General features: G+C 71.7%; 22 protein-coding genes and 1 tRNA gene. 19 read left to right on the forward strand and 4 right to left on the reverse strand.

The genetic code is table 11. The features are described 5' to 3' along the window. Nucleotides 1–59: 59 nt before the first annotated feature. A complete protein-coding gene (locus LC193_RS22585; RefSeq protein WP_226076962.1) occupies nt 60–599 on the reverse strand; it encodes a TetR/AcrR family transcriptional regulator in 540 nt (179 codons plus the stop codon). A gap of 93 nt (nt 600–692) precedes the next feature. Here LC193_RS22585 and LC193_RS22590 point away from each other — a divergent pair, with 93 nt between their 5' ends. Then, nucleotides 693–1,055, forward strand: a complete 363-nt coding sequence (locus LC193_RS22590; RefSeq protein WP_226076964.1) for an MFS transporter — start codon at nt 693–695, stop codon at nt 1,053–1,055. Between the two features lie 317 nt (nt 1,056–1,372). Here the strand turns inward: LC193_RS22590 and LC193_RS22595 are convergent, their stop codons facing one another. The 3 genes from LC193_RS22595 to LC193_RS22605 form a co-directional block, all read right to left on the reverse strand. Further along, nucleotides 1,373–2,365 (reverse strand): hypothetical protein, encoded by a 993-nt coding sequence (locus LC193_RS22595; protein ID WP_226076966.1) that lies wholly within the window; start codon nt 2,363–2,365, stop codon nt 1,373–1,375. Further along, nucleotides 2,362–2,958 carry a DUF6932 family protein gene (locus LC193_RS22600; protein ID WP_226076967.1) on the reverse strand — a complete coding sequence of 199 codons (597 nt, stop codon included), beginning with the start codon at nt 2,956–2,958 and terminating at the stop codon, nt 2,362–2,364. The genes LC193_RS22595 and LC193_RS22600 overlap by 4 nt, the downstream gene beginning before the upstream one ends. A 207-nt stretch (nt 2,959–3,165) precedes the next feature. Beyond that, nucleotides 3,166–3,237: transfer RNA gene (locus LC193_RS22605), tRNA-Arg, on the reverse strand. A 158-nt stretch (nt 3,238–3,395) separates the two neighbouring features. Between LC193_RS22605 and LC193_RS22610 the strand changes: the two genes are divergently transcribed. The 18 genes from LC193_RS22610 to LC193_RS22695 all read left to right on the forward strand — a co-directional run bounded on the left by LC193_RS22610 (nt 3,396) and on the right by LC193_RS22695 (nt 21,527). Next, nucleotides 3,396–3,830 (forward strand): response regulator, encoded by a 435-nt coding sequence (locus tag LC193_RS22610; RefSeq protein WP_226076969.1) that lies wholly within the window; start codon nt 3,396–3,398, stop codon nt 3,828–3,830. After that, complete coding sequence (locus tag LC193_RS22615) at nt 3,827–4,561, forward strand: DALR anticodon-binding domain-containing protein (RefSeq protein WP_226076971.1); 735 nt, start codon at nt 3,827–3,829, stop codon at nt 4,559–4,561. Before LC193_RS22610 ends, LC193_RS22615 begins: the two co-directional genes overlap by 4 nt. Nucleotides 4,562–4,580: 19 nt before the next feature. Next, on the forward strand, nt 4,581–5,972 hold the full coding sequence (gene lysA / locus LC193_RS22620; RefSeq protein ID WP_226076973.1) for a diaminopimelate decarboxylase: 1,392 nt from the start codon (nt 4,581–4,583) through the stop codon (nt 5,970–5,972). 102 nt (nt 5,973–6,074) lie between these two features. Beyond that, complete coding sequence (locus LC193_RS22625) at nt 6,075–7,367, forward strand: homoserine dehydrogenase (RefSeq protein WP_226076975.1); 1,293 nt, start codon at nt 6,075–6,077, stop codon at nt 7,365–7,367. Nucleotides 7,368–7,445: 78 nt separating this feature from the next. Continuing rightward, the gene (gene thrC / locus LC193_RS22630) at nt 7,446–8,546 is read left to right on the forward strand and encodes a threonine synthase (RefSeq protein WP_226076977.1); all 1,101 of its coding nucleotides are present in this window, start codon (nt 7,446–7,448) and stop codon (nt 8,544–8,546) included. A gap of 242 nt (nt 8,547–8,788) precedes the next feature. Further along, nucleotides 8,789–9,715, forward strand: a complete 927-nt coding sequence (thrB, locus tag LC193_RS22635) for a homoserine kinase (protein WP_226076979.1) — start codon at nt 8,789–8,791, stop codon at nt 9,713–9,715. 436 nt (nt 9,716–10,151) lie between these two features. Beyond that, complete coding sequence (gene rho / locus LC193_RS22640; protein ID WP_226076981.1) at nt 10,152–12,149, forward strand: transcription termination factor Rho; 1,998 nt, start codon at nt 10,152–10,154, stop codon at nt 12,147–12,149. 124 nt (nt 12,150–12,273) lie between these two features. Further along, a complete protein-coding gene (locus LC193_RS22645; protein ID WP_226076983.1) occupies nt 12,274–13,386 on the forward strand; it encodes an LCP family protein in 1,113 nt (370 codons plus the stop codon). A 166-nt stretch (nt 13,387–13,552) separates the two neighbouring features. Further along, nucleotides 13,553–13,777, forward strand: coding sequence for a 50S ribosomal protein L31 (gene rpmE / locus LC193_RS22650; RefSeq protein WP_226076985.1), 225 nt, complete (start codon nt 13,553–13,555; stop codon nt 13,775–13,777). 127 nt (nt 13,778–13,904) lie between these two features. Continuing rightward, nucleotides 13,905–14,975 carry a peptide chain release factor 1 gene (prfA, locus tag LC193_RS22655; RefSeq protein ID WP_226076987.1) on the forward strand — a complete coding sequence of 357 codons (1,071 nt, stop codon included), beginning with the start codon at nt 13,905–13,907 and terminating at the stop codon, nt 14,973–14,975. 25 nt (nt 14,976–15,000) lie between these two features. Next, nucleotides 15,001–15,915 (forward strand): peptide chain release factor N(5)-glutamine methyltransferase, encoded by a 915-nt coding sequence (gene prmC, locus LC193_RS22660; RefSeq protein ID WP_404819473.1) that lies wholly within the window; start codon nt 15,001–15,003, stop codon nt 15,913–15,915. A 31-nt stretch (nt 15,916–15,946) separates the two neighbouring features. Continuing rightward, nucleotides 15,947–16,594: an L-threonylcarbamoyladenylate synthase gene (locus LC193_RS22665; protein ID WP_226076988.1), complete on the forward strand. Its 648-nt coding sequence runs from the start codon at nt 15,947–15,949 to the stop codon at nt 16,592–16,594. Further along, the gene (locus LC193_RS22670; protein WP_404819474.1) at nt 16,591–17,286 is read left to right on the forward strand and encodes an arsenate reductase/protein-tyrosine-phosphatase family protein; all 696 of its coding nucleotides are present in this window, start codon (nt 16,591–16,593) and stop codon (nt 17,284–17,286) included. The genes LC193_RS22665 and LC193_RS22670 overlap by 4 nt, the downstream gene beginning before the upstream one ends. Nucleotides 17,287–17,574: 288 nt before the next feature. Beyond that, nucleotides 17,575–18,930, forward strand: coding sequence for an MraY family glycosyltransferase (locus LC193_RS22675; protein ID WP_226076990.1), 1,356 nt, complete (start codon nt 17,575–17,577; stop codon nt 18,928–18,930). Between the two features lie 195 nt (nt 18,931–19,125). Then, nucleotides 19,126–19,551, forward strand: a complete 426-nt coding sequence (locus tag LC193_RS22680) for a hypothetical protein (RefSeq protein ID WP_226076992.1) — start codon at nt 19,126–19,128, stop codon at nt 19,549–19,551. A gap of 228 nt (nt 19,552–19,779) precedes the next feature. Then, complete coding sequence (gene atpB, locus LC193_RS22685) at nt 19,780–20,607, forward strand: F0F1 ATP synthase subunit A (protein ID WP_226076994.1); 828 nt, start codon at nt 19,780–19,782, stop codon at nt 20,605–20,607. 91 nt (nt 20,608–20,698) lie between these two features. Next, complete coding sequence (gene atpE, locus LC193_RS22690; protein WP_086157943.1) at nt 20,699–20,923, forward strand: ATP synthase F0 subunit C; 225 nt, start codon at nt 20,699–20,701, stop codon at nt 20,921–20,923. A gap of 40 nt (nt 20,924–20,963) precedes the next feature. Then, a complete protein-coding gene (locus tag LC193_RS22695; protein ID WP_226078854.1) occupies nt 20,964–21,527 on the forward strand; it encodes a F0F1 ATP synthase subunit B in 564 nt (187 codons plus the stop codon). The last annotated feature ends 22 nt before the right edge of the window (nt 21,528–21,549 follow it).

Raw genomic sequence — 21,549 nt, forward strand, 5'->3', positions numbered from 1 at the left:
CGTTGAACCTGGCCCGGCCGTTGAAGGTAGCTCGGCCGTTGGACCTGGCGTGCGGTGCGTCAGGAGAGCAGCTGCTCGGCCATGCTCCGGGCCTGCCGCGCCGGTTCGCCGCTGCGCTCGCGCATCGCGGTGACGATCGCCCCCTCCATGAGGAGCGCGAGCTGGCGCGCGCGGCTGTCGCTGTCCTGGTGCCCCGCGTTGGCGAGCAACCGGGCGAGCAGGTCGGTGACCCGCTGCTTGTGCTCGCCGGCCAGCCGGTAGATCTCGCTGTCCGGGTCCGCGGTCTCGGCCATCGCGTTGATGAACGCGCAACCGTGGAAGCCGGGCTCCTCGGCGCCCTCGGCCAGGGCGTCGAACACGGCGAGCGGCCCCCCGCCGTGGGCGGCCACCCTGGCCTCCAGCCAGGCGCGCCACAGCCGGTCGCGCCGCTGGAGCACCGCGATGACGAGGTCGTCCTTGCTCGCGAAGTGCCGGTAGAAGGAGGCGCGGCCCACCCCGGACACGGACAGCAGGCGTTCCACCCCGACCGCGTGGATGCCTTCCGCGTAGAACAGTTCCTCGGCGGCCTCAAGGAGCCGGTCGCGAGCGCGCGTCGCCATGCCCTCACGGTAACCGATCGTGTTGACGCGGAACGGAACCGATCGGTACCGTTCGGCGAAACGGGATCGACCAGTACCGAATCGAGGATTCCCATGGCGCGTCCGTCATCTCAGGGCGGCGGGGCATTAGCCCCGGATGACTCCGGCAAGGCCCCCGACGCGTCCGCGTGGCGCGGTGTCCTCGTCCTGGGCTTCGGCACCTTCGCCGTCGGCACCGACGAGTTCGTGCTCGCCGGCGTGCTCCACGAGTTCAGCGACTCGCTGGACGTCCCGGTCACCACCGCGGGCCAGGTCGTCACGGTCTTCGCCCTGACCTGCGCCGTGATGTCCCCCGTCCTCGGCACCCTCACCGCCGCCTGGCCGCGCCACAGAGTCCTCCAACTCGCCGTCGCCCTCTACCTGATCGGCGTCATCGGCACCGCCCCGGCCCCCTCGTTCCCCCTGGTGCTCCGCTAAGGCGCCTTCGGGGGCAACGGATGGCCCCTGGCCTTGCCCGGGGGAGTAGTCGGCTCGTCCACCTACTGGCGGGTGTGGAAGGGATCTCGGGTACGCCCTTCCGCTGGGACACATTGACTCGCCGCTGGCTGGCCGCCCTTATGACCTGTGTCACGCCTGCATCAGGCTATGGCTGGACGCCAGGTGATCCACCGTCAGTATCACGGTTATATCAACGGCCGCGAGGAAGAGGCAAACACAAAAACGAACGAGCTGCGGAAGCGGAAGGGGGCCAGTAGGCGGAGAGGCAGAGGCGAAGCTTGCCTCTGCCTCTCCGCCTACTGCGCGTCCCTATCTTCGTTCGGTGGAGCGACCCTGTGGCGGACTGTCACGGGGAAGTCGTCCGGGTCGTCAAACACCTCAATTACGTCATCTTCCGTGGGCATGCCCAGGAAAAGGTAATCGGTGACGGTGTTGCCACCCCCTCGTGCGAGTCTGCGACGCTCCTCGACGACCAGGTGAACCTCATCACCGAGTTTCCACGGAACTTGCGTTATTTCCCCAGGGTCGAACTTGACAGAGATGGCAGGGCTCGACGGTGGTTTGATCACCGCGACGCCAGATAGCTTCATTTCTGTCACTCGGCCGAAGATTGTTGACTGCACTCGCGTGAGAGCATCCTTGTGTGTCTTCCGCAACTCCCGGACGTATTGCTTTCCTGTTTCCGTAAGCGCTGAGCTGTTTACAGTGCCGTCGCCCGAATAATAGCGAAACTGGACGGCTAGATCGAAGCGATCGAGGGCGCTGACCAGCCGGGACAGGCTGGAAAGCATAGGCGTCCACTCGGTTACGTCTTCTCTTCCTTCGACAGTCTTGACGGCGTCGAAAAGTACACTGATGGCTTGCTCGGCCGCTTCGGGGGCATCGTCGCTACCCGCTGAATGGTTGTCGGTAGCGGGCTTCTGCGGTGCAGTATTAGAGGTCGTCGGCCGCACATGCAGAACTGTGCTCCCAGCCGAGATGCCGACCAGTTCGAGTTCCACGTCCTCGTCGGTTGAGGCCGTGACCCCGTCCTGCAGCGGCTTCAACAGCGCGTTGCCGACCGAAAAGCGCAGCCCTCCTCGGCCAGCTTCGCCGCCTGTGAGTCGGATGGTCAGCTCTTCCCTATGGCGAGCAGTCGGATGCCACCTTCGAACTGAAGAGAGCCACTGTATTCTTTGCGCTGTGTCGACAGTGTCTTCGTCTAGTTCGGTGGTGTCCTCATGTTCGAGCCACTCGTCCAGGTCTGCGCGATGGCTCTCTAGGACGCGCTGACGCCAGTTCGTGGTCACAGCGACACCTCCAAGTAGCCTCGTCTCGGTGCGGCACTTTCCAGTGTAGGCGCGTCCTTCGCGCCGGCTGGCCTGCACCGCTGCCACCAGTCGTCCCATGCGCCGCGCTGGCGCAGATACTCAAGCTCAGTGTGCTCGAGTTCCTCCAGGTCAAACACCGACCGCACCGGCCTGTAGCGCACTTCGAGCGCGGAGAGGAGGTATTCCCTCTCAGTGTGGACCCGAGTGAAAGCCCGCGTCATCCAGCCAGCTCTAGGTTTCCCCTTGATGGCCGTAGCCGCCGCGTCGTTGACGAAGACGGTGACGTCAGCGTTCCGAGGGTCGACGCGAGAGCTTACGAAACTGCCACCGAGCCACACAGAGTGAACCAAGGACTCACCCTGGAGAACATCGCTGAAGTGCTCGTCAAGGATGAAGAAGCGACCCATGTAGCGCTCAAACCCATCCCATATCTGCTCTCTGGTCGCGCTCTCCTTGAAGCGACTGCTCTCCACGAGTAGCGCGCGGGCCTCGTCCGCCTCTACCCGGTACCTGCCAGGTGCCAGGAAGTAGTCTTGACCGTTCGCACACACACTGAAGTCGAGCACCGACACCCCCTGAGTCTCGCCAGCCCTCGGACGCTACACGAACCCTCTGACAACCGGTAGCGCATGGGTGTCCCTGGTTCAGCGACCATGTCGGAGGTGTGTCGCGCATGTTGAGAGGGAACAAAAAAGGGACGGGAGTCAGTGATACTGACTCCCGCCCTCTTCTGTCGGCATGCGCCCTGGTCAGCTTGATCTCTGCTGTTCCTAGGCGAGTGCCCCCGGCAGGATTCGAACCTGCGCACACGGCTCCGGAGGCCGTTGCTCTATCCCCTGAGCTACGGGGGCGGGCTTGCCGCCCTGCTGGGCGACGTGAAGGACTCTATCAGCTCCCGGCGGGTCCCCCCTACCGGCGTTGTCCGCACGCGGGTACGGGCGCCGCTACCCGTGGGTACAACTTCGGGAAAGCCCGGACGCCGCGCGGGGCCGCCGCCTACTCTGGACGGGTGCCAGGCGCTGTGAGCCGGGTCCTCGTCGTCGACGACAGCCAGGTCATCCGGCAGTTGATCAAGGTCAACCTTGAGCTGGACGGGTTCGAGGTCGTGACCGCGGCGGACGGTGCCGAGTGCCTGGAGACGGTGCACCGCTTCCGCCCCGACGTGATCACGCTCGACCTCGTCATGCCGCGTCTCGACGGAACGCGCACGGTCGGGCGGCTGCGCGTCGACCCGAGGACCGCGGCCATCCCCCTCGTGCTGGTGTCCGCGAGCGCGGGGGACGGCGCCCCCGCGGGGATCGACGCGTTGCTCGCCAAGCCCTTCGAACCCGCCGAACTGGTCGGGCTCGTCCGCATGCTGTGCGACCGCGGGCGGGCGGACGCCGTCCGAGGGGTGAAACCGCCGGTGGGCGGGGCGCCGGTCTCTCGTACGCTTGCCCCGTGACACCCGAGCTGCTCTCCGAGGCCCTGCTGCGCTCCGCGCGCGAGCTGGGCTTCGCCCGCGTGCCCGAACGGGCCGTGCTGCGCCCCCGCGGCGCGCGGGAGTGGGGCACCGGGATCGCGTTGACGCTTGCCGGCCCCGCCGGCCTGACCGGGCCCGAGGCCGCGGCCCGGCTGCGCGAACGCCTCGTGGCGCAGCCCGGGGTGCGCGGCGTCGAGATCAGCGGCCCCGGGTTCCTCAACATCCGGCTCGGCGAGGAGGCCGACGCCGCCCTGCTGCGCGCCGTCCTGGCCCGCCCGGCGCCGCCGGCGCTGCCGGACGACCCCGCGCGCGACGCGGCGGCGTGGGCCGCCGCGGCCGGCGGTCGCGGGCTGCTCGTGCAGCGCGAGGAGAACCCGCTGTTCCGCGTCAGGTACGCGCACGCCCGCACCCGCGCGCTGCTGCGCGGCGGGCGCGCGCTCGGCGTGCGCCCGGACCCGGGCGCCGCCGCGTTCGACGCGCCGCCGGAGCGCGCGCTGCTCGCCCTGCTCGGGGAACGGGCGCGCTCGGCCCGGCACCTCGTCCGCGTCGCCGACGCCCTTCTCGCGACCGAACGGGCCAGGTCCTCGCTGCCCGTCGGGGACGAGAAACCCTCGGCCGCCCATCGCGCCCGGCTGGCACTCGCCCAGGCCGCCGGGGCGGTGCTGGCCGGCGGCCTGTACCGGCTGGGCATCAGCGCGCCCGACCACCTGTAGCAGACAGAGGAATCCCGTCATGAGCCGTTCCGCCCACCCCGCGGGGCCCCGTCACGCCGACGTGCTGCCCGAGGGCCACTACGCCGGGCCCCCCGCCGACCTGAACGCACTCGACGCGCGCGTCTGGGCGCGTTCCGTGGACCGGGGGGAGGACGGGGCCGTGCGGGTCGCCGGCGTGAGCGCCACGGCGCTCGCGGAGTCGTTCGGCACGCCGGCGTACGTGCTGGACGAGGCCGACTTCAGGGCGCGCTGCCGCGCGTGGCGCGAGGCGTTCGGTCCTGACGCGGACGTGTTCTACGCGGGCAAGGCGTTCCTGTCGCGGGCCGTGGTGCGCTGGCTGTGTGAGGAGGGCCTGAACGTCGACGTCTGCACGGGCGGCGAGCTGGCGACGGCCCTGGCCGGCGGGATGCCGGCCGAACGCGTCGCGCTGCACGGCAACAACAAGTCGGTCGCCGAGATCCACCGCGCGGTGGCGGCCGGGGTGGGCCGGATCGTGCTCGACTCGTTCCAGGAGATCGAACGCGTCGCCGCCGCGGCGCGCGAGCACGGCACGCGGCAGCGGGTGCAGATCCGGGTGACGGTCGGGGTCGAGGCGCACACGCACGAGTTCATCGCGACCGCGCACGAGGACCAGAAGTTCGGGCTGGCGCTCGCGGACGGCACGGCCGCCGAGGCGGTGCGCCGGGTGCTGGCCGAGCCGCACCTCGAACTGGTCGGCCTGCACAGCCACATCGGGTCGCAGATCTTCGACATGGCGGGCTTCGAGGTCTCGGCGCGGCGCGTGATCGGGCTGCTGAGCGAGGTGCGCGACGAGCACGGCGTCGAACTGCCCGAGATCGACCTCGGCGGCGGCCTCGGCATCGCCTACACCTCCGAGGACGATCCGCGCGAGCCGCACGAGATCGGCGCCGCGCTGCGGGAGATCGTGGCGAAGGAGTGCGAGGCGGCCGGTCTCGCCGTGCCGCGGCTGTCCGTGGAGCCGGGGCGCGCGATCGTGGGCCCGAGCGCGTTCACGCTGTACGAGGTCGGCACGGTCAAGCCGCTGCGCGGCCTGCGCACCTACGTGAGCGTCGACGGCGGGATGTCGGACAACATCCGCACCGCGCTGTACGACGCCGAGTACACGGTGGTGCTGGCCTCGCGGACCTCCAACGCGGAGCCGATGCTGGCCCGCGTGGTCGGCAAGCACTGCGAGAGCGGGGACATCGTGGTGCGCGACGCCTACCTGCCGGCCGACGTCGTGCCGGGCGACCTGATCGCGGTGCCCGCGACCGGCGCGTACTGCCGGTCGATGGCGAGCAACTACAACCACACGCCGCGTCCCCCCGTGGTCGCGGTGCGCGAGGGCTCGGCGCGCGCGATCGTGCGCCGGGAGACGGAGGACGACCTGCTCGCGCTCGACGTCGGCTGACGAGAGGCGCGGGCGGGGCGTCCGCATGCTGAACGCCCGGCGGGGCCAGGCCCGCCGGTGCGTGAGACTGGTGGTACGGAGAAACGGAAAGGCGGGGTCGAATTGGTGCGCACGCGTCCGCTGAAGGTGGCGCTGCTCGGCTGCGGCGTGGTCGGCTCGCAGGTGGCCCGCCTCATGACGACGCACGCCGGCGACCTCGCCGCCAGGATCGGGGCCCCGGTCGAACTGGCGGGGATCGCCGTCCGCAGGCCGGGCAAGGTCCGCGACGAGGTGCCGCCCGGGCTGGTGACGACGGACGCGGCCGGTCTCGTGGCGCGCGGCGACATCGACGTCGTGCTCGAACTGATCGGCGGCATCGAGCCGGCCCGCACGCTGATCAACTCGGCGTTCGAGCACGGCGCGAGCGTGGTCACGGCGAACAAGGCGCTGCTGGCCCAGGACGGCCCCGCGCTGTACGCCGCCGCGGAGAAGCACGCGGCCGACCTCTACTTCGAGGCGTCCGTGGCCGGCGCGATCCCGCTGCTGCGCCCGCTGCGCGAGTCGCTGGCCGGCGACAAGGTCAACCGCGTGCTCGGCATCGTCAACGGCACGACGAACTTCATCCTCGACCGCATGGAGTCCACCGGCGCGAGCTACGGCGAGGCGCTGGCCGAGGCGTCGGCGCTCGGCTACGCGGAGGCGGACCCGACCGCGGACGTGGAGGGCTTCGACGCGGCGGCCAAGGCGGCGATCCTGGCGGGCATCGCGTTCCACACCCGCGTGGGCCTGGACGACGTGCACCGCGAGGGGATCACGGAGATCACGGCGGCCGACGTGGCCTCCGCGCGGCAGATGGGCTGCACGGTGAAGCTGCTGGCCATCTGCGAACGGGCCGAGGACGGCCGTTCCGTGACCGCGCGCGTGCACCCGGCGATGATCCCGGACCGGCACCCGCTCGCGGGGGTGCGCGAGGCGTACAACGCGGTGTTCGTGGAGGCGGAGGCGGCCGGGCGGCTGATGTTCTACGGGCCGGGCGCCGGGGGCGTTCCGACGGCCTCCGCGGTGCTCGGCGACCTCGTGGCAGCCTGCCGCAACAAGCTCGGCGGGGGCGTCGGCCCGGGCGAGTCGGCGTACGCGCGGCTGCCCGTGAGCCCGATGGGCGAGGTCGTCACCCGGTACCACATCAGCCTCGACGTCGCGGACAAGCCGGGTGTGCTGGCCCAGTGCGCCATGGTGTTCGCCGACCACGGGGTGTCGATCGACACGGTGCGCCAGACCGGCAAGGACGGCGAGGCCAAGCTCGTCGTCGTCACGCACCGGGCGAGCGACGCGGCGCTCGGCGCGACGGTCGAGTCGTTGCGCAGACTGGACACCGTGCACGGTGTCGCGAGCACCATGCGGGTCGAGGGCGAGTAGGCGCCATGGCTGCCTCCCCGCACCGGGATGTCCGCCCCACCGGGGCGGCGAAGTGAACAGAAGGGCCTGACTTCCGTCATGGACGCACCAGCCATGTCTCCCGCCGGTGTCGGCGGGCGCACCAGTTCCCAGTGGCGCGGGGTGATCGAGGAGTACCGGGACCGGCTCCCGGTCACCGCGGACACCCCGGTCGTGACGCTGCGCGAGGGCGGCACGCCGCTCGTGCCGGCCGCGGAGCTGTCGGAACGCACGGGGTGTGACGTTTATCTCAAGGTCGAGGGGGCGAACCCGACGGGTTCGTTCAAGGACCGGGGGATGACGATGGCGATCTCGCGCGCCAAGGAGGAGGGCGCGCAGGCGGTCATCTGCGCCTCGACGGGCAACACGTCGGCGTCCGCCGCGGCGTACGCGGTGCGCGCGGGGATGGTGTGCGCCGTGCTGGTGCCGCAGGGCAAGATCGCGCTCGGCAAGATGGGGCAGGCGCTGGTGCACGGCTCGCGCATCCTCCAGGTCGAGGGGAACTTCGACGACTGCCTGACGCTGGCCAGGGGCTTGGCGGAGAAGTACCCGGTGGCGCTGGTCAATTCGGTCAACCCGGTGCGCATCGAGGGCCAGAAGACCGCGGCGTTCGAGATCGTCGACATGCTGGGGAACGCGCCCGACCTGCACGTCCTGCCGGTGGGCAACGCGGGCAACATCACGGCGTACTGGAAGGGCTACCGCGAGTACGCGGCCGACGGCATCGCCGCGCGCACGCCCCGCATGTGGGGCTACCAGGCCTCGGGCGCGGCGCCGATCGTGCGCGGCGAGCCGGTGAAGGACCCGACGACGGTGGCGACCGCGATCCGCATCGGCAACCCGGCCTCGTGGGAGTCGGCCGAGCGGGCCAGGGACGAGTCGGGCGGTCGCATCGACGCGGTCACGGATCGTCAGATCCTGGCCGCCTACCGGCTGTTGGCGGCCCGCGAGGGCGTGTTCGTGGAGCCGGCGTCCGCGGCCTCCGTGGCCGGGCTGCTGAAGGCGGCCGAGGCCGGTGAGGTCGACCGCGGGCAGCGGATCGTGTGCACGGTGACGGGCAACGGCCTGAAGGACCCGGACTGGGCGGTCGCGGGCGCGCCGCAGCCGGTCACGGTGCCGGTGGACGCGGACGCGGCGGCCGAGCGCCTCGGCCTGGCCTGAGGGGCGCGGGGCCGCCCGGCGTTCCCGCCGCGGCGCCCCGCGCGCCGTGGCGGCGACGACACCTGCCTGCCCTGTATCGCGTCTGAACCTTCCTTCGATAGGCTGGTATTCGTCCCGGGGTGGTCTCCTGCCCGCCGCCCGTGCCCTCGACCCAGGGCGCGCGACGGTCGACCCGCCCGCAGCCGCGCCGCGCGCCCGGTGGGGACGGTGCCGCACATCTCACCAAGGAGAGTCATCGAGCGATGGCCCATCCCGCCTTCCGAGCCGCTGCCGTACGGGTGCGTACGCCCGCCACCAGCGCCAACCTGGGGCCCGGTTTCGACGCGCTCGGCCTCGCGCTCGGCCTGTACGACGACGTCGTGGTCCGGGTCGCGGACTCGGGGCTGCACCTGGACATCGCGGGCGAGGGCGCGGCCTCGGTCCCGAGGGACGAGCGGAACCTGCTGGTCCGCACGCTGCGCACGGCGTTCGACGCGCTGGGCGGGCAGCCCCGCGGCCTTGAGATCGTGTGCGCCAACCGCATTCCGCACGGCCGCGGCCTCGGCTCGTCCTCGGCGGCGATCTGCGCGGGCCTCGTGGCGGCGCGGGCGGTGACGACGGGCGGGGAGAGCAAGCTCGACGACGCGGCGCTCCTCGAACTCGCGGCCGAGATCGAGGGCCACCCGGACAACGTCGCGGCCTGCCTGCTCGGAGGGTTCACGCTGGCCTGGGGGGAGAACGGGGCGGTGCGCGCGATCCGCATGGAGCCGGCGCGCACGGTGGTCCCCGTGGTGTTCGTGCCCGCGACGCCGCTGGCGACGGAGACCGCCAGGGGGCTGCTGCCGCACGCCGTTCCGCACGTCGACGCGGCGGCGAACGCCGGGCGGTCGGCGCTGCTCGTCGAGGCGCTGACCAGGCGCCCCGAGCTGCTGCTCCCGGCCACGGAGGACCGGCTGCACCAGGACTACCGGGCGCCCGCGATGCCCGAGAGCATGGATCTCGTCGGCCGGCTGCGCGCCGACGGTGTGCCGGCCGTGATCTCGGGGGCGGGGCCGACGGTGCTCGCGTTCGCGGAGGACGGCGAGGCCGACAAGATCGCCCGGCTGGCCGGTGACGGCTGGACGGGGAACCGGCTGGCCCTGGACACGGCGGGCGCGTGCGTCCTGCCGCTCGCCGGGGCCGGTCAGTGACCCGCGACCCCTCGCGCGGACCGGCCGCGCGCGGCGGTCGTGCGGGGGGCGAGGGGACCGAGGAGAGGGGGAATGAAGGCAGTATCCGGTAGTGTTAACCTCAAGTCCGCACGTACCGCCTCATGGGCTTCGTGCGGAATTCCAGGGGTCCCTTCGATCGGGGCCGCCCCATTCTCTTCCGGGAGCCTCCACTCATCTGCCTGAGCAGCCTGCCTGGTAGCGCCGAGCACGCTCCGGAACCGGTGCGAGACGGTTCGTGGGTTTCTTACGATCCCTTCCGTCGATCCCTCCCGCACCACACCTTTGAGTTGATCTTCCGCCGCGACGAGCAGGCGGATTACCGCACCGGCCGGTCCACCGCACGAGACCGCAGCCGGACAGCACGACCGGTCGCCGAGCCAGACAGGCCGACGTCCGCTCCAGGGAAGGACCCTACGTGAGCGACACCACCGATCTGATGGGCGTGAGTGCCGACACCGCCGACAAGACGTCCGGTGCTGCCACCGCGTCCGCCACGGACGCTCCTGCCGCCACCGCAGCGCCCAGGCGCCGGCGGTCGGGTACCGGCCTCGACGGCATGGTTCTCGCCGAGTTGCAGCAGGTCGCCTCCGGGCTGGGGATCAGGGGCACCGCGCGGATGCGCAAGAGCCAGCTGATCGAGGTCATCAAGGAGAAGCAGGCCGCCGGCGCCTCGGGCGCGGCGGCGAACGGGGACGCCAAGCAGTCCGAGCCCGCGGGCGCGGACAAGCCGAAGCGGCGCGCGACCTCGCGGACCCGCACGGGCGAGCCGGCCGCGCAGGCGCAGATCGAGATCCCGGGCCAGGGCTCGGACGGCAAGGCGGCCCCCGCCGGCCAGGCCGCGGGCCAGGACGCCGGCGGGAAGACCGCGGACCGTGCCGCGGAGAAGCCGGCCGACAAGGACCGCGGCGACGCGGCGCCCGGCGGCGACGCGGGCCAGGGCCAGGAGCGCCAGGGCAAGCGGGACCGCGACCGGCGCGGCGGCAAGAGCGGCGGCGCGCAGCAGGGCCAGTCGGGCAAGAACGACGGGCAGGGCGGCGGCCAGCAGCAGGGCCAGTCGGGCGGCAAGAACGAGGGCCGCGGCGGCCGTGACAACCGCGAGGGCCGCGACCGCGACGGCCGGGACCGCGACGGTCGCGACCGCGACGGCCGCGACGGCCGGGACAACCGGGACGACGACTTCGACGGCGGTCGCAGGGGCCGCCGCGGCCGGTACCGCGACCGGCGCGGGCGGCGCGGGCGCGACGAGGTCACCGAGCCGCAGATCGCCGAGGACGACGTGCTGATCCCGGTCGCGGGCATCCTCGACATCCTCGACAACTACGCGTTCGTGCGCACCTCCGGCTACCTGCCGGGCCCGAACGACGTGTACGTCTCGCTCGCCCAGGTCCGCAAGAACGGCCTGCGCAAGGGCGACCACGTCACCGGCGCGGTGCGTCAGCCGCGCGACGGCGAGCGCCGCGAGAAGTTCAACGCGCTGGTCCGCCTCGACTCGGTCAACGGCATGCCGGGCGAATCCGGCCGCGGGCGTTCCGAGTTCAACAAGCTGACGCCGCTGTACCCGCAGGAGCGGCTGCGCCTTGAGATGGAGCCGGGCGCGCTGACCACGCGGATCATCGACCTGGTCTCGCCGATCGGCAAGGGGCAGCGCGGCCTGATCGTGGCGCCGCCCAAGACCGGCAAGACCATGATCATGCAGGCGGTGGCCAACGCCATCACCCGCAACAACCCCGAGTGCCACCTCATGGTCGTCCTCGTCGACGAACGGCCTGAAGAGGTCACCGACATGCAGCGCTCGGTGAAGGGCGAGGTCATCTCCTCGACCTTCGACCGGCCCGCGGAGGACCACACCACGGTCGCCGAGCTGGCCATCGAGCGCGCCAAGCGGCTGGTGGAGCTGGGCCACGACGTGGTCGTGCTGCTCGACTCCATCACGCGTCTGGGCCGCGCCTACAACCTGGCGGCCCCCGCGTCCGGCCGGATCCTCTCCGGTGGTGTCGACTCGGCGGCGCTGTACCCGCCGAAGAAGTTCTTCGGCGCCGCCCGGAACATCGAGGACGGCGGCTCCCTGACGATCCTCGCCACCGCGCTGGTCGAGACCGGCTCGCGGATGGACGAGGTGATCTTCGAGGAGTTCAAGGGCACGGGCAACATGGAGCTGAAGCTCGACCGGAAGCTCGCCGACAAGCGCATCTTCCCCGCGGTCGACGTGGACGCCTCCGGCACCAGGAAGGAGGAGATCCTGATGGGCAGCGACGAGCTGGCCATCGTGTGGAAGCTCCGCCGGGTGCTGCACGCGCTCGACCAGCAGCAGGCGATCGAGCTGCTGCTCGACAAGATGAAGCAGACGAAGTCGAACGCCGAGTTCCTGCTCCAGATCCAGAAGACGACGCCGACGCCGGGCAACGGCGACTGACCCGGCCCGTCGCACGGCTCCCGGCCCCGCGCACCCGCGCGGGGCCGGGAGCCGCCGTGCGTTCCGGGCGGGGCGTCCGGCCGCCCGGGAGGCGTCACCCGGGCAAACGGGGCACAATGGGTGAATGGGCCCCCAATCGGACGATGGTGAGCGGATGGGGCGGCCCCGCCGTCCCGGTACGGCCCGCCGCCCCGGCCGCAGGCGTGTGCTGCGCGGCGTGGTGCTCGGCCTCGCCGCCGTCGTCCTGCTCGCCGGCGCCGGGCTCACGGCGCTGTACGTCAAGCTCGACGGGAACCTCTCCCGGGTCGACATCGACGCCGCGCTCGGGCCCGACCGGCCCCGCGACACCCCCGGCGGCTCCAAGGACATCCTCGTGCTCGGCTCGGACTCCAGGTCGGGCGAGAACGGCGGCTTCGGCGGCCCGGACGCCCAGGCGGGCGCCCGCAGCGACACCGCCATGATCGTGCACGTCAACGAGGCGGGGGACGCGGCCACGGTCGTCTCCATACCGCGCGACACCCTCGTGACCCGGCCCGCGTGCGAACGCGGCGACGGCTCGACCGAGCCCGCGGCCGGCCGTTCCGTCTTCAACGAGGCGTACACGGTCGGCGGCCCGTCGTGCGCGGTGAAGACCGTCGAGGCCATGACGGGCCTGCGCATGGACCACTACCTTGAGGTCGACTTCGACGGCTTCGCCCGGCTGATCGACACCCTCGGCGGGGTGGAGATCACCACCACGCGGGCCATCGACGACGACGACAGCCACCTCCACCTGCCGGCCGGCACCCACACCCTCGACGGGGAGCAGGCGCTGGCGCTCGTGCGCACCAGGAAGGCCGTCGGGGACGGCAGCGACCTGGGCCGCATCGAACTCCAGCAGTCCTTCCTGCGGGCCCTGGCCGAGCAGGTCGGCGGCGTCGGCCTGACGAGCAGCCCGAAGCGCCTGTACGACATGGCGGACGCGGCCACCTCCGCCGTCACCACCGACGCGTCCATCGGCTCGGTCCGCGAGCTGGCCGGTCTGGCCCGCGCGCTCGACGGCATCGGCCCGGACGACATGCAGCTGGTGACGCTGCCCGTCGGCCCCGACCCGGCCGACCCCAACCGGGTCACGCCGCTGGACCGCCAGGCCGAGCAGGTGTGGCGCGCGCTGCGGCGCGACGAGCCGGTACCGGCCTCGGCCGAGGAGGGCACGGCCTCGGAGGAGGGCGGCGGCCCGCCGGTCGCGGGCGGCTGACGCCGCGCGATCCGGGCGCGCGCCCTGCGCGCGCGGGCCGCCGCGCACCGGCGCCGACGGCCCCGTTTTGGCGGGCACGGCCGGTGCTGGCAAACTGGATCGTCGGCCCCGGTTCACGACGCGCAGCCCGCGCGTCGACCCGGTGTCCCGTGAGCTAGGAGAGATCGTGAAGCGCGACATCCACCCGGAGTACTACGTCACCGAGGTCAGCTGCACGTGCGGCGCCTCGTTCACCACTCGCAGCACCGTCGGCGAGGGGCGCATCCGCGCCGACATCTGCTCCGAGTGCCACCCCTTCTACACCGGCAAGCAGAAGATCCTCGACACCGGTGGCCGCGTGGCCCGCTTCGAGGCGCGCTTCGGCAAGAACGCCGGGTCCGCCCGCAAGTAGCGACCCCGTCGGCGCCGGGCCGGCCGCCGGTGACGCGCCACGTCACCGGCCGCCTCGCCCGGCGCCTTTCGCGTCCCTTCGCCCCGCGCGCAACGTTCACGCCACGCACCCACAGGAGCAGACCACGATGTTCGAGGCGGTCGAGGATCTCGTCGGCGAGCACGCCGACCTCGAACGGCGGCTGGCCGACCCGTCCGTGCACGCCGACCAGGCCACCGCGCGGCGGCTCGGCAAGCGCTACGCCGAGCTGACCCCGGTCATCACCGCCTACCTGGCCTGGAAGCAGCACGGCGAGGACATCGAGACCGCACGCGAACTCGCCGCGGAGGAGCCCGAGTTCGCGAGCGAGCTCAAGGAGCTCCAGGCGCGGCGCGCGGAGCTGACGGACGAGCTGCGCCTGCTGCTCGTGCCGCGCGACCCCAGCGACGACAAGGACGTGATCCTGGAGATCAAGGCGGGGGAGGGCGGCGACGAGTCCGCGCTCTTCGCCGGCGACCTCCTGCGCATGTACCTGCGCTACGCCGAACGCGTCGGCTGGCGCACCGAGATCATCGACGGCAACGAGTCGGACCTCGGCGGCTACAAGGACGTCTCGGTCGCGGTGAAGACCAAGGGCACCCCGCCGCCCGGCGAGGGCGTGTGGGCCCGCCTGAAGTACGAGGGCGGCGTGCACCGCGTGCAGCGCGTGCCCGCCACCGAGTCCCAGGGCCGCATCCACACCTCGGCGGCCGGCGTGCTCGTGCTGCCGGAGGCGGAGGACGTCGAGGTCGAGATCAACGCGGCCGACCTGCGCGTCGACGTGTACCGCTCCTCGGGCCCCGGCGGCCAGTCGGTCAACACCACCGACTCGGCCGTGCGCATCACGCACCTGCCCACCGGCATCGTCGTGTCCTGCCAGAACGAGAAGAGCCAGCTCCAGAACAAGGAGCAGGCCCTGCGCATCCTGCGCGCCCGGCTGCTCGCCGCCGCGCAGGAGGAGGCCGACCGCGAGGCGTCCGACGCGCGCCGCAGCCAGGTGCGGACGGTGGACCGCTCCGAGCGGGTGCGCACCTACAACTTCCCCGAGAACCGGATCTCCGACCACCGGGTCGGCTTCAAGGCGTACAACCTCGACCAGGTGCTCGACGGCGATCTCGACGCGGTCATCCAGGCCTGCGTGGACGCCGACGCGGCGGCCAAGCTGGCGGCGGCGGGGTGAGCGCACGATGCGTAGGGTGGGCGACGTGACTGCGTCTTCAGGGTCTCCCGGCTCCTCCGGTTCTCCCGGTTCCTCCGGCTCCTCCGGGGCGTCCCGCTCCGTGCTGCTCGCCGAAGTGGCCAGGGCCACCCAGCGGCTGGCCGACGCCGGGGTGCCGTCGCCGCGTTTCGACGCCGAGGAGCTGGCCGCGTTCGTGCACGGCACCGAGCGGGCCAAGCTGCACACCGTGCCGGACGCCGAGTTCGACGCCCGCTACTGGGAGGCCGTCTCCCGCCGCGAGGCCCGCGAGCCGCTCCAGCACATCACCGGCCGGGCGTTCTTCCGCTACCTGGAGCTGAAGGTCGGCCCCGGCGTCTTCGTGCCGCGCCCCGAGACCGAGTCGGTGGTCGGCTGGGCGATAGACGCGGTGCGCGCGATGGACGTCGTGGAACCCCTGATCGTCGACCTGTGCACGGGCTCGGGCGCCATCGCCCTCGCGCTCGCGCAGGAGGTCCCGCGCTCGCGGGTGCACGCGGTGGAACTGGACAGCGCGGCCCTGAAGTGGGCCAGGCAGAACGTCGAGGGCAGCCGCGTCGTGCTGCACCAGGGGGACGCCAGGGCCGCCCTGCCGGAACTGGCGGGGCAGGTCGACCTGGTGATCTCCAACCCGCCGTACATCCCGCTGACCGAGTGGGAGTACGTGGCGCCCGAGGCGCGCGACTACGATCCGCAGGTCGCGCTGTTCTCCGGCGAGGACGGTCTCGACGTCATCCGCGGCCTGGAACGGGCCGCGCACCGGCTGCTGCGGCCCGGCGGCATGGTGGTCGTCGAGCACGCCGACACCCAAGGCGGGCAGGTGCCCTGGATCTTCACCGAGGACCGGGGCTGGGCCGACGCCGCGGATCACCCGGACCTCAACAACCGGCCTCGATTCGCCACCGCCCGCCGCGTCACGCGGTAGCCGGGGCGAGGCAACAGGAGGACATTCAGTCATGGCACGGCGTTACGACTGCGCGGACGTGGTCGATCGCAAGCACGGTCTGCGGGAGGCCACCGCCGCCGTCCGGCGGGGCGATCTGGTCGTCCTGCCGACCGACACGGTCTACGGCATCGGCGCGGACGCGTTCAACACGACGGCCGTGGCCGACCTGCTCGACGCCAAGGGCCGGGGCCGCGGGGTGCCGTCCCCGGTGCTCGTCGGCTCGCCGAACACGCTGCACGGCCTGGTCACCGACTTCTCCGAACTGGCGTGGGAGCTCGTGGACGCCTTCTGGCCCGGCGCGCTGACGCTGGTCGCCCGGCACCAGCCCTCGCTGACCTGGGACCTGGGCGAGACCCGCGGCACCGTCGCCGTCCGGATGCCGCTGCACCCGGTCGCGCTCGAACTCCTCAAGGAATTCGGCCCGATGGCCGTCTCCAGCGCCAACCTGACCGGCCAGCCGGCCCCGCAGACCTGCGACGCGGCCCAGGACATGCTGGGCGACTCCGTCGCCGTGTACCTCGACGGCGGTCCGACTCCCGACACCGTGCCGTCCTCCATCGTCGACGTCACCGGGCAGGTCCCGGTCCTGCTGCGTGCCGGGGCGGTGAGCGAGGAGGAGCTGCGGAAGGTCGTTCCCGATCTGGAGACCGCGCATTGACGCCGCCCTCGGCCGGCCCCGCGGACGTTGGCATACCGGCGCCGCAGGTTCCCGGCGGTCAGCGGCAGGTGTTCCGCATCCTGCACGTCAGCACGGGCAACGTGTGCCGCTCCCCGATCACGGAACGGCTCACGCGGCAGGCCCTGGCCGAACGGCTCGGCAGCTCGGCGACCGGCCTGGTCGTGGAGAGCGCGGGCACGTGGGGGCACGAGGGGGCGCCGATGGAGGCCCACGCGGCCCAGCTGCTGCACGAGTACGGCGCGGACCCGGGCGACTTCATGGGCCGGGAGCTGCTCGACGAGCACGTCATCGACGCCGACCTGGTGCTGACCGCGACCCGCGACCACCGGGCCCAGGTGATCTCGATGGGGCACTCCGCCGGGCTGCGCACGTTCACGCTGAAGGAGTTCACCCGGCTGGTGCGGGCCATCGACACGGCCACGCTGCCGGTGGCCGCCTCGCCGGAGGAACTGGTGGAACGCGCCAGGGCGCTGGCCAGGGCCGCCGCCGCGCTGCGCGGCTGGCTGCTCGCGCCGAACGTCGAGGCGGACGAGGTGCAGGACCCGTACGGGGCGCCGCTGCCGTACTTCCGGTCGATCGGCGAGGAGATCCGCGCCGCGCTCGACCCGGTGGTCACGGCGCTCACCGGCGTGCCCCCGCGCGGCGCGCGGGCCGGGCGCGTCCTGCTGTAGCCGGGGCGCCGCGCCCGCGCGTGGCGAGCGGCGGCCCCGCGCGGGCCTACCCTGGTGGCGGCGCCACCGGGGAGTCCCCAGGGCGTCAGCGCCCCGGCGGGGCGCCGCGGGGCGGCCACCGGAGCGGTGGGCACCCGAACGAGGCGGCCGGCAGGCCGACTTGGCGCCGCCGGCGCGCGATTTCGAGACGACATCGGGGCAGGGGAGGGGCAACACCGAGTCCACGCCACCGGGCGCGGGCATGAGAGGGTGTTGCGCGGTAGTCCTGCGAGACCTCTGGGGCATCTTGTGCGCGAGTACCTGCTGACGCTCTGCGTCGTTGCGGCCGTCACCTATCTGCTGACGGGGCCGGTACGGAAGTTCGCCATCGCGTGGGGCGCGATGCCGCCCATCAGAGCGCGCGACGTGCACCGCGAGCCGACGCCGCGGCTCGGCGGCATCGCGATGTTCGGCGGGCTGTGCGCCGGCCTGCTGGTCGCCTCGCAGCTGACGAACGTCGGCGAGGTGTTCCGGGTCTCGGACGAGCCGCGGGCGCTGCTCTCGGGGGCGGCCCTGATCTGGCTGATCGGTGTGCTCGACGACAAGTACGGCGTGGACGCCCTGATCAAACTAGGGCTCCAGATGATCGCCGCGGGCGTCATGGTGCTCCAGGGACTGACCATTCTGTGGCTGCCGGTGCCCACCGTGGGCATGGTCGCGCTCACCCCCCTCCAGGGCACGCTGCTCACGGTGGCGATCGTCGTCATCACCATCAACGCCGTGAACTTCGTGGACGGCCTCGACGGCCTCGCGGCCGGGATGGTCGGGATCGCCGCCGCCGCGTTCTTCCTGTACGCCTACCGGATCTGGTACGGCTACGGCATCGAGGCCGCGGCGCCCGCCACGCTCTTCGCCGCCGTGCTGCTCGGCATGTGCCTGGGCTTCCTGCCGCACAACCTGCACCCGGCGCGGATCTTCATGGGGGACTCGGGGTCGATGCTGATCGGCCTCGTGCTCGCGGCCGGCGCGGTGTCGATCACCGGGCAGGTGGACCCGGACGCGATCGGGCTGTTCTCCGGCTCCGTCCGCGACGCCGTCATCGAGATGGTCCCGGTCTACATGCCGCTGCTGCTGCCGCTGACGATCATCGCCGTGCCGTTCGCCGACCTGGTGATGGCGATCGTGCGCCGCACCTGGAACGGCCGCTCCCCGTTCTCGGCCGACCGGGGCCACCTGCACCACCGGCTGCTGGAGATCGGCCACTCGCAGAGCCGCGCGGTGCTGATCATGTACTTCTGGTCGGCGCTGATCGCGTTCGGCGCGGTCGCCTACTCCGTGCAGTCGGCGAACGCGGCGCTCGTGCCCACCGTGATGGGGCTGAGCGCCGCCGGGCTCGTGGTGCTGCTGCTGCCGCGCTTCACCCCCCGCGTGCCCCGGTGGGCCCAGGGCCTGGTGCCGCCGCGGTACCGGGACCGCAAGCGGCGGCTGGCCCCGCAGCTGCCGGTGGAGTCGGCGGCCGACGTGCACGAGCCGGGGGAGCGGGAGGCCGGGGAGCCGGCGCCGCCGGGCACCCAGCCGACCTCGCTGGCCGGTCTGCACGGTGCGACGGCGGTGGGGGACAGGCAGCGGTTCGCGCTGCGCCGCAAGATCGACACCCGCTCCTAGCACCTGCCCGCGCCCATGTCAGCCGCGCAACGCCGCTGGTACCTCGATGGTGTGAGGTCATGCACATCCATCGGGTAAAGACCTCATCAAATAGTTTGTGATAGCGTTCACGAAACCCGGCGCGGTACCCCACGCGCCGGAAACCCGCTCGTCAATGACGACATGTCCCCGAAGCCCCGCCGGAGAAGCACTTCGATGCAGTCCAACGACGCCCGGATCGTCCGTGGCGCCGCGATCCCCACTGCTGTCGCAGGCGTCGTCGCCACCATCATCGGCGCCGTGGTCGCGGGGGCGGACGGCGCGCTCGGAGTCGCGCTCGGCGTGCTCGTCGCCGCGGTGTTCTTCGGTGGCGGCCTGATCTCGCTCGGCTATGTCGGCCGGCGCTGGCCCGACCTGTTCTTCGGCGCCGCCTTCCTGATCTACACGACGCAGATGGGCTTCCTGCTCGGTCTGCTGCTGTTGCTGCGGGACGCCTCCTTCCTCAACGGGCGGGCCTTCGCGATCGGCGTGCTGGCCGGCACGGCCGTCTGGCTCGCGGGTCAGGTGCGGGCCCACCTCAAGGTCAAGACCCTGTACGTCGAGCCGGCGTCTGCCGCCTCCTCGACCGGCGGCCGGCCGTGACCGGCGCCGACGGAGGCGGGGGCTGCATACGGCGCCTGGTCGCGGGCTGCTATCGTCCCTCGCCGGAAGGCCGGTTCGCGGTGCCCACGTGCACTTCGGGCCGCGCGCGGGCTGTGCGGGACAGCCACGCGGGTGTTGACCGGCTCTCCTCCCGCCCCAACCAGTCCAGTGCCGTTCCGCGGCCCCTGCCGCCGCGCCGACACATCGAGGTAGCCGTATCCATGCGTCATGTCGAGGGAGTTCACGGTGAGTGACGACCAGGTGCTCGCCTTCGAGACCGACTGCCATCTCTTCGACGGCTGCGGCTTCCCCGCCCCGTCCGAGTGGTCGTTCATCTTCGAGCCGCTCTTCACGATCGGCTCGTTCGAAGTGGACAAGCCGATGGCGCTGGTGGTCCTCAGCACGGCGATCGTCTGCTCGTTCTTCTGGTTCGCCTTCTCGAAGCCGAAGGTCGTGCCGGGCAAGTTCCAGCTGGTCGCCGAGGTGCTGTACGACTTCGTGCGCCGCGGCATCGCCCGCGAGACGATCGGCAAGAAGGCGGAAGCCTACGTGCCGCTCCTGATGTCGTTGTTCTTCTTCGTGTGGATCATGAACATCTGGGCGATCATCCCCTTCGCCCAGTTCCCCGCGACGTCGATCATCGCCTATCCGGCGGCGCTGGCCCTGATCGTCTGGGTCACGTACATGACGCTGACCTTCAAGACGAACGGTTTCGTCGGCGGCATCAAGAACCTGTGCGTGCCCAGCGGGCTCCCGAAGGGGATCTACGTGATCCTCACGCCCATGGAGTTCCTGTCGAGCGTCATCGTCCGTCCGCTGACGCTCACGGTCCGGCTTTTCGCCAACATGTTCGCCGGGCACCTGCTGCTGCTGGTCTTCATCATCGGCACCTGGTACACCCTGGGCTCCGTGGTCGGCACGTTCTACGCCGCCACCTCGATGGTCATGACGGTGCTCCTGACGTTCTTCGAGCTGTTCATCCAGGCGCTCCAGGCGTACGTGTTCACCGCGCTGACCGCCACCTACATCTCCCAGGCGCTGGAAGAAGCGCACTGAGAGAGGCCCCACCGGCCACCACCGCATACCGACCGCACCACTCCGGTGGACATTCCGCCACCGGCTCATCAGAGATAAGGATCAAACGGACATGTCCGCAACCCTCGCCGCAGTTGAAGGCAGCGTCAACACCATCGGCTTCGGCCTCGCGGCCATCGGCCCCGGTGTCGGCATCGGCATCATCTTCGGCAACGGCGTCCAGGCCATCGCCCGCCAGCCCGAGGCCACCGGCGTCATCCGGCAGAACATGCTGCTCGGCTTCGCCGTCATCGAGGCCCTGGCGCTGATGGGCTTCGTGCTCGCCTTCGCCATCTGACGGCGACCGCGACGCCACTACCGACGAAAGGTCCACCATGCTGATCGAACTGGCTGCCGAAGAGCCGATGAGCCCTGTGCTCCCGGTGGTCCCCGAGATCGTCATCGGCCTGATCTGCTTCGGTGTCGTCTACTTCGTCTTCCACAAGAAGCTGCTGCCCGCCATCAACAAGGCGCTCGACGAGCGGCGGGAGGCGATCGAGGGCGGCATGGAGAAGGCCGAGGCCGTCCAGGCGGAGGCCCGGCAGACGCTGGAGAGCTACAAGGAGCAGCTCGCCGAGGCGCGCCACGAGGCCGCCCGGATGCGTCAGGAGGCACAGGAGCAGGGTGCCTCGCTCATCGCCGAGATGCGCGAGGAGGGCCAGCGGCAGCGCGAGGAGATCATCGCCGCGGGCCACGCCCAGATCGCGGCCGACCGCAAGCAGGCCGCGGAGCTGCTGCGCCAGGACGTCGGCAAGCTCGCCATCGAGCTGGCCGGCCGGCTCGTCGGGGAGTCCCTGGAGGACCACGCCCGGCAGAGCCGCACCATCGACCGCTTCCTCGACGAGCTGGAGGAGCAGGCCGACCGGTCCGTTCCCTCCTCGTCCACCGAGGCCGGACGATGACCGTCGGCACGGCTTGGGCCGG

Origin of the sequence: Streptomyces marincola, from assembly GCF_020410765.1 — a bacterium.
GTDB classification, from domain to species: domain Bacteria; phylum Actinomycetota; class Actinomycetes; order Streptomycetales; family Streptomycetaceae; genus Streptomyces; species Streptomyces marincola.

Coding starts and splice junctions, on each gene's coding strand:
- LC193_RS22585 (WP_226076962.1), bottom strand. CDS start 599: ATGGCGACGCGCGCTCGCGACCGGCTCCTTGAGGCCGCCGAGGAACTG.
- LC193_RS22590 (WP_226076964.1), top strand. CDS start 693: ATGGCGCGTCCGTCATCTCAGGGCGGCGGGGCATTAGCCCCGGATGAC.
- lysA (WP_226076973.1), top strand. CDS start 4,581: ATGAGCCGTTCCGCCCACCCCGCGGGGCCCCGTCACGCCGACGTGCTG.
- thrC (WP_226076977.1), top strand. CDS start 7,446: ATGGACGCACCAGCCATGTCTCCCGCCGGTGTCGGCGGGCGCACCAGT.
- thrB (WP_226076979.1), top strand. CDS start 8,789: ATGGCCCATCCCGCCTTCCGAGCCGCTGCCGTACGGGTGCGTACGCCC.
- LC193_RS22645 (WP_226076983.1), top strand. CDS start 12,274: ATGGGCCCCCAATCGGACGATGGTGAGCGGATGGGGCGGCCCCGCCGT.
- prfA (WP_226076987.1), top strand. CDS start 13,905: ATGTTCGAGGCGGTCGAGGATCTCGTCGGCGAGCACGCCGACCTCGAA.
- LC193_RS22665 (WP_226076988.1), top strand. CDS start 15,947: ATGGCACGGCGTTACGACTGCGCGGACGTGGTCGATCGCAAGCACGGT.
- LC193_RS22680 (WP_226076992.1), top strand. CDS start 19,126: ATGCAGTCCAACGACGCCCGGATCGTCCGTGGCGCCGCGATCCCCACT.
- atpB (WP_226076994.1), top strand. CDS start 19,780: ATGTCGAGGGAGTTCACGGTGAGTGACGACCAGGTGCTCGCCTTCGAG.
- atpE (WP_086157943.1), top strand. CDS start 20,699: ATGTCCGCAACCCTCGCCGCAGTTGAAGGCAGCGTCAACACCATCGGC.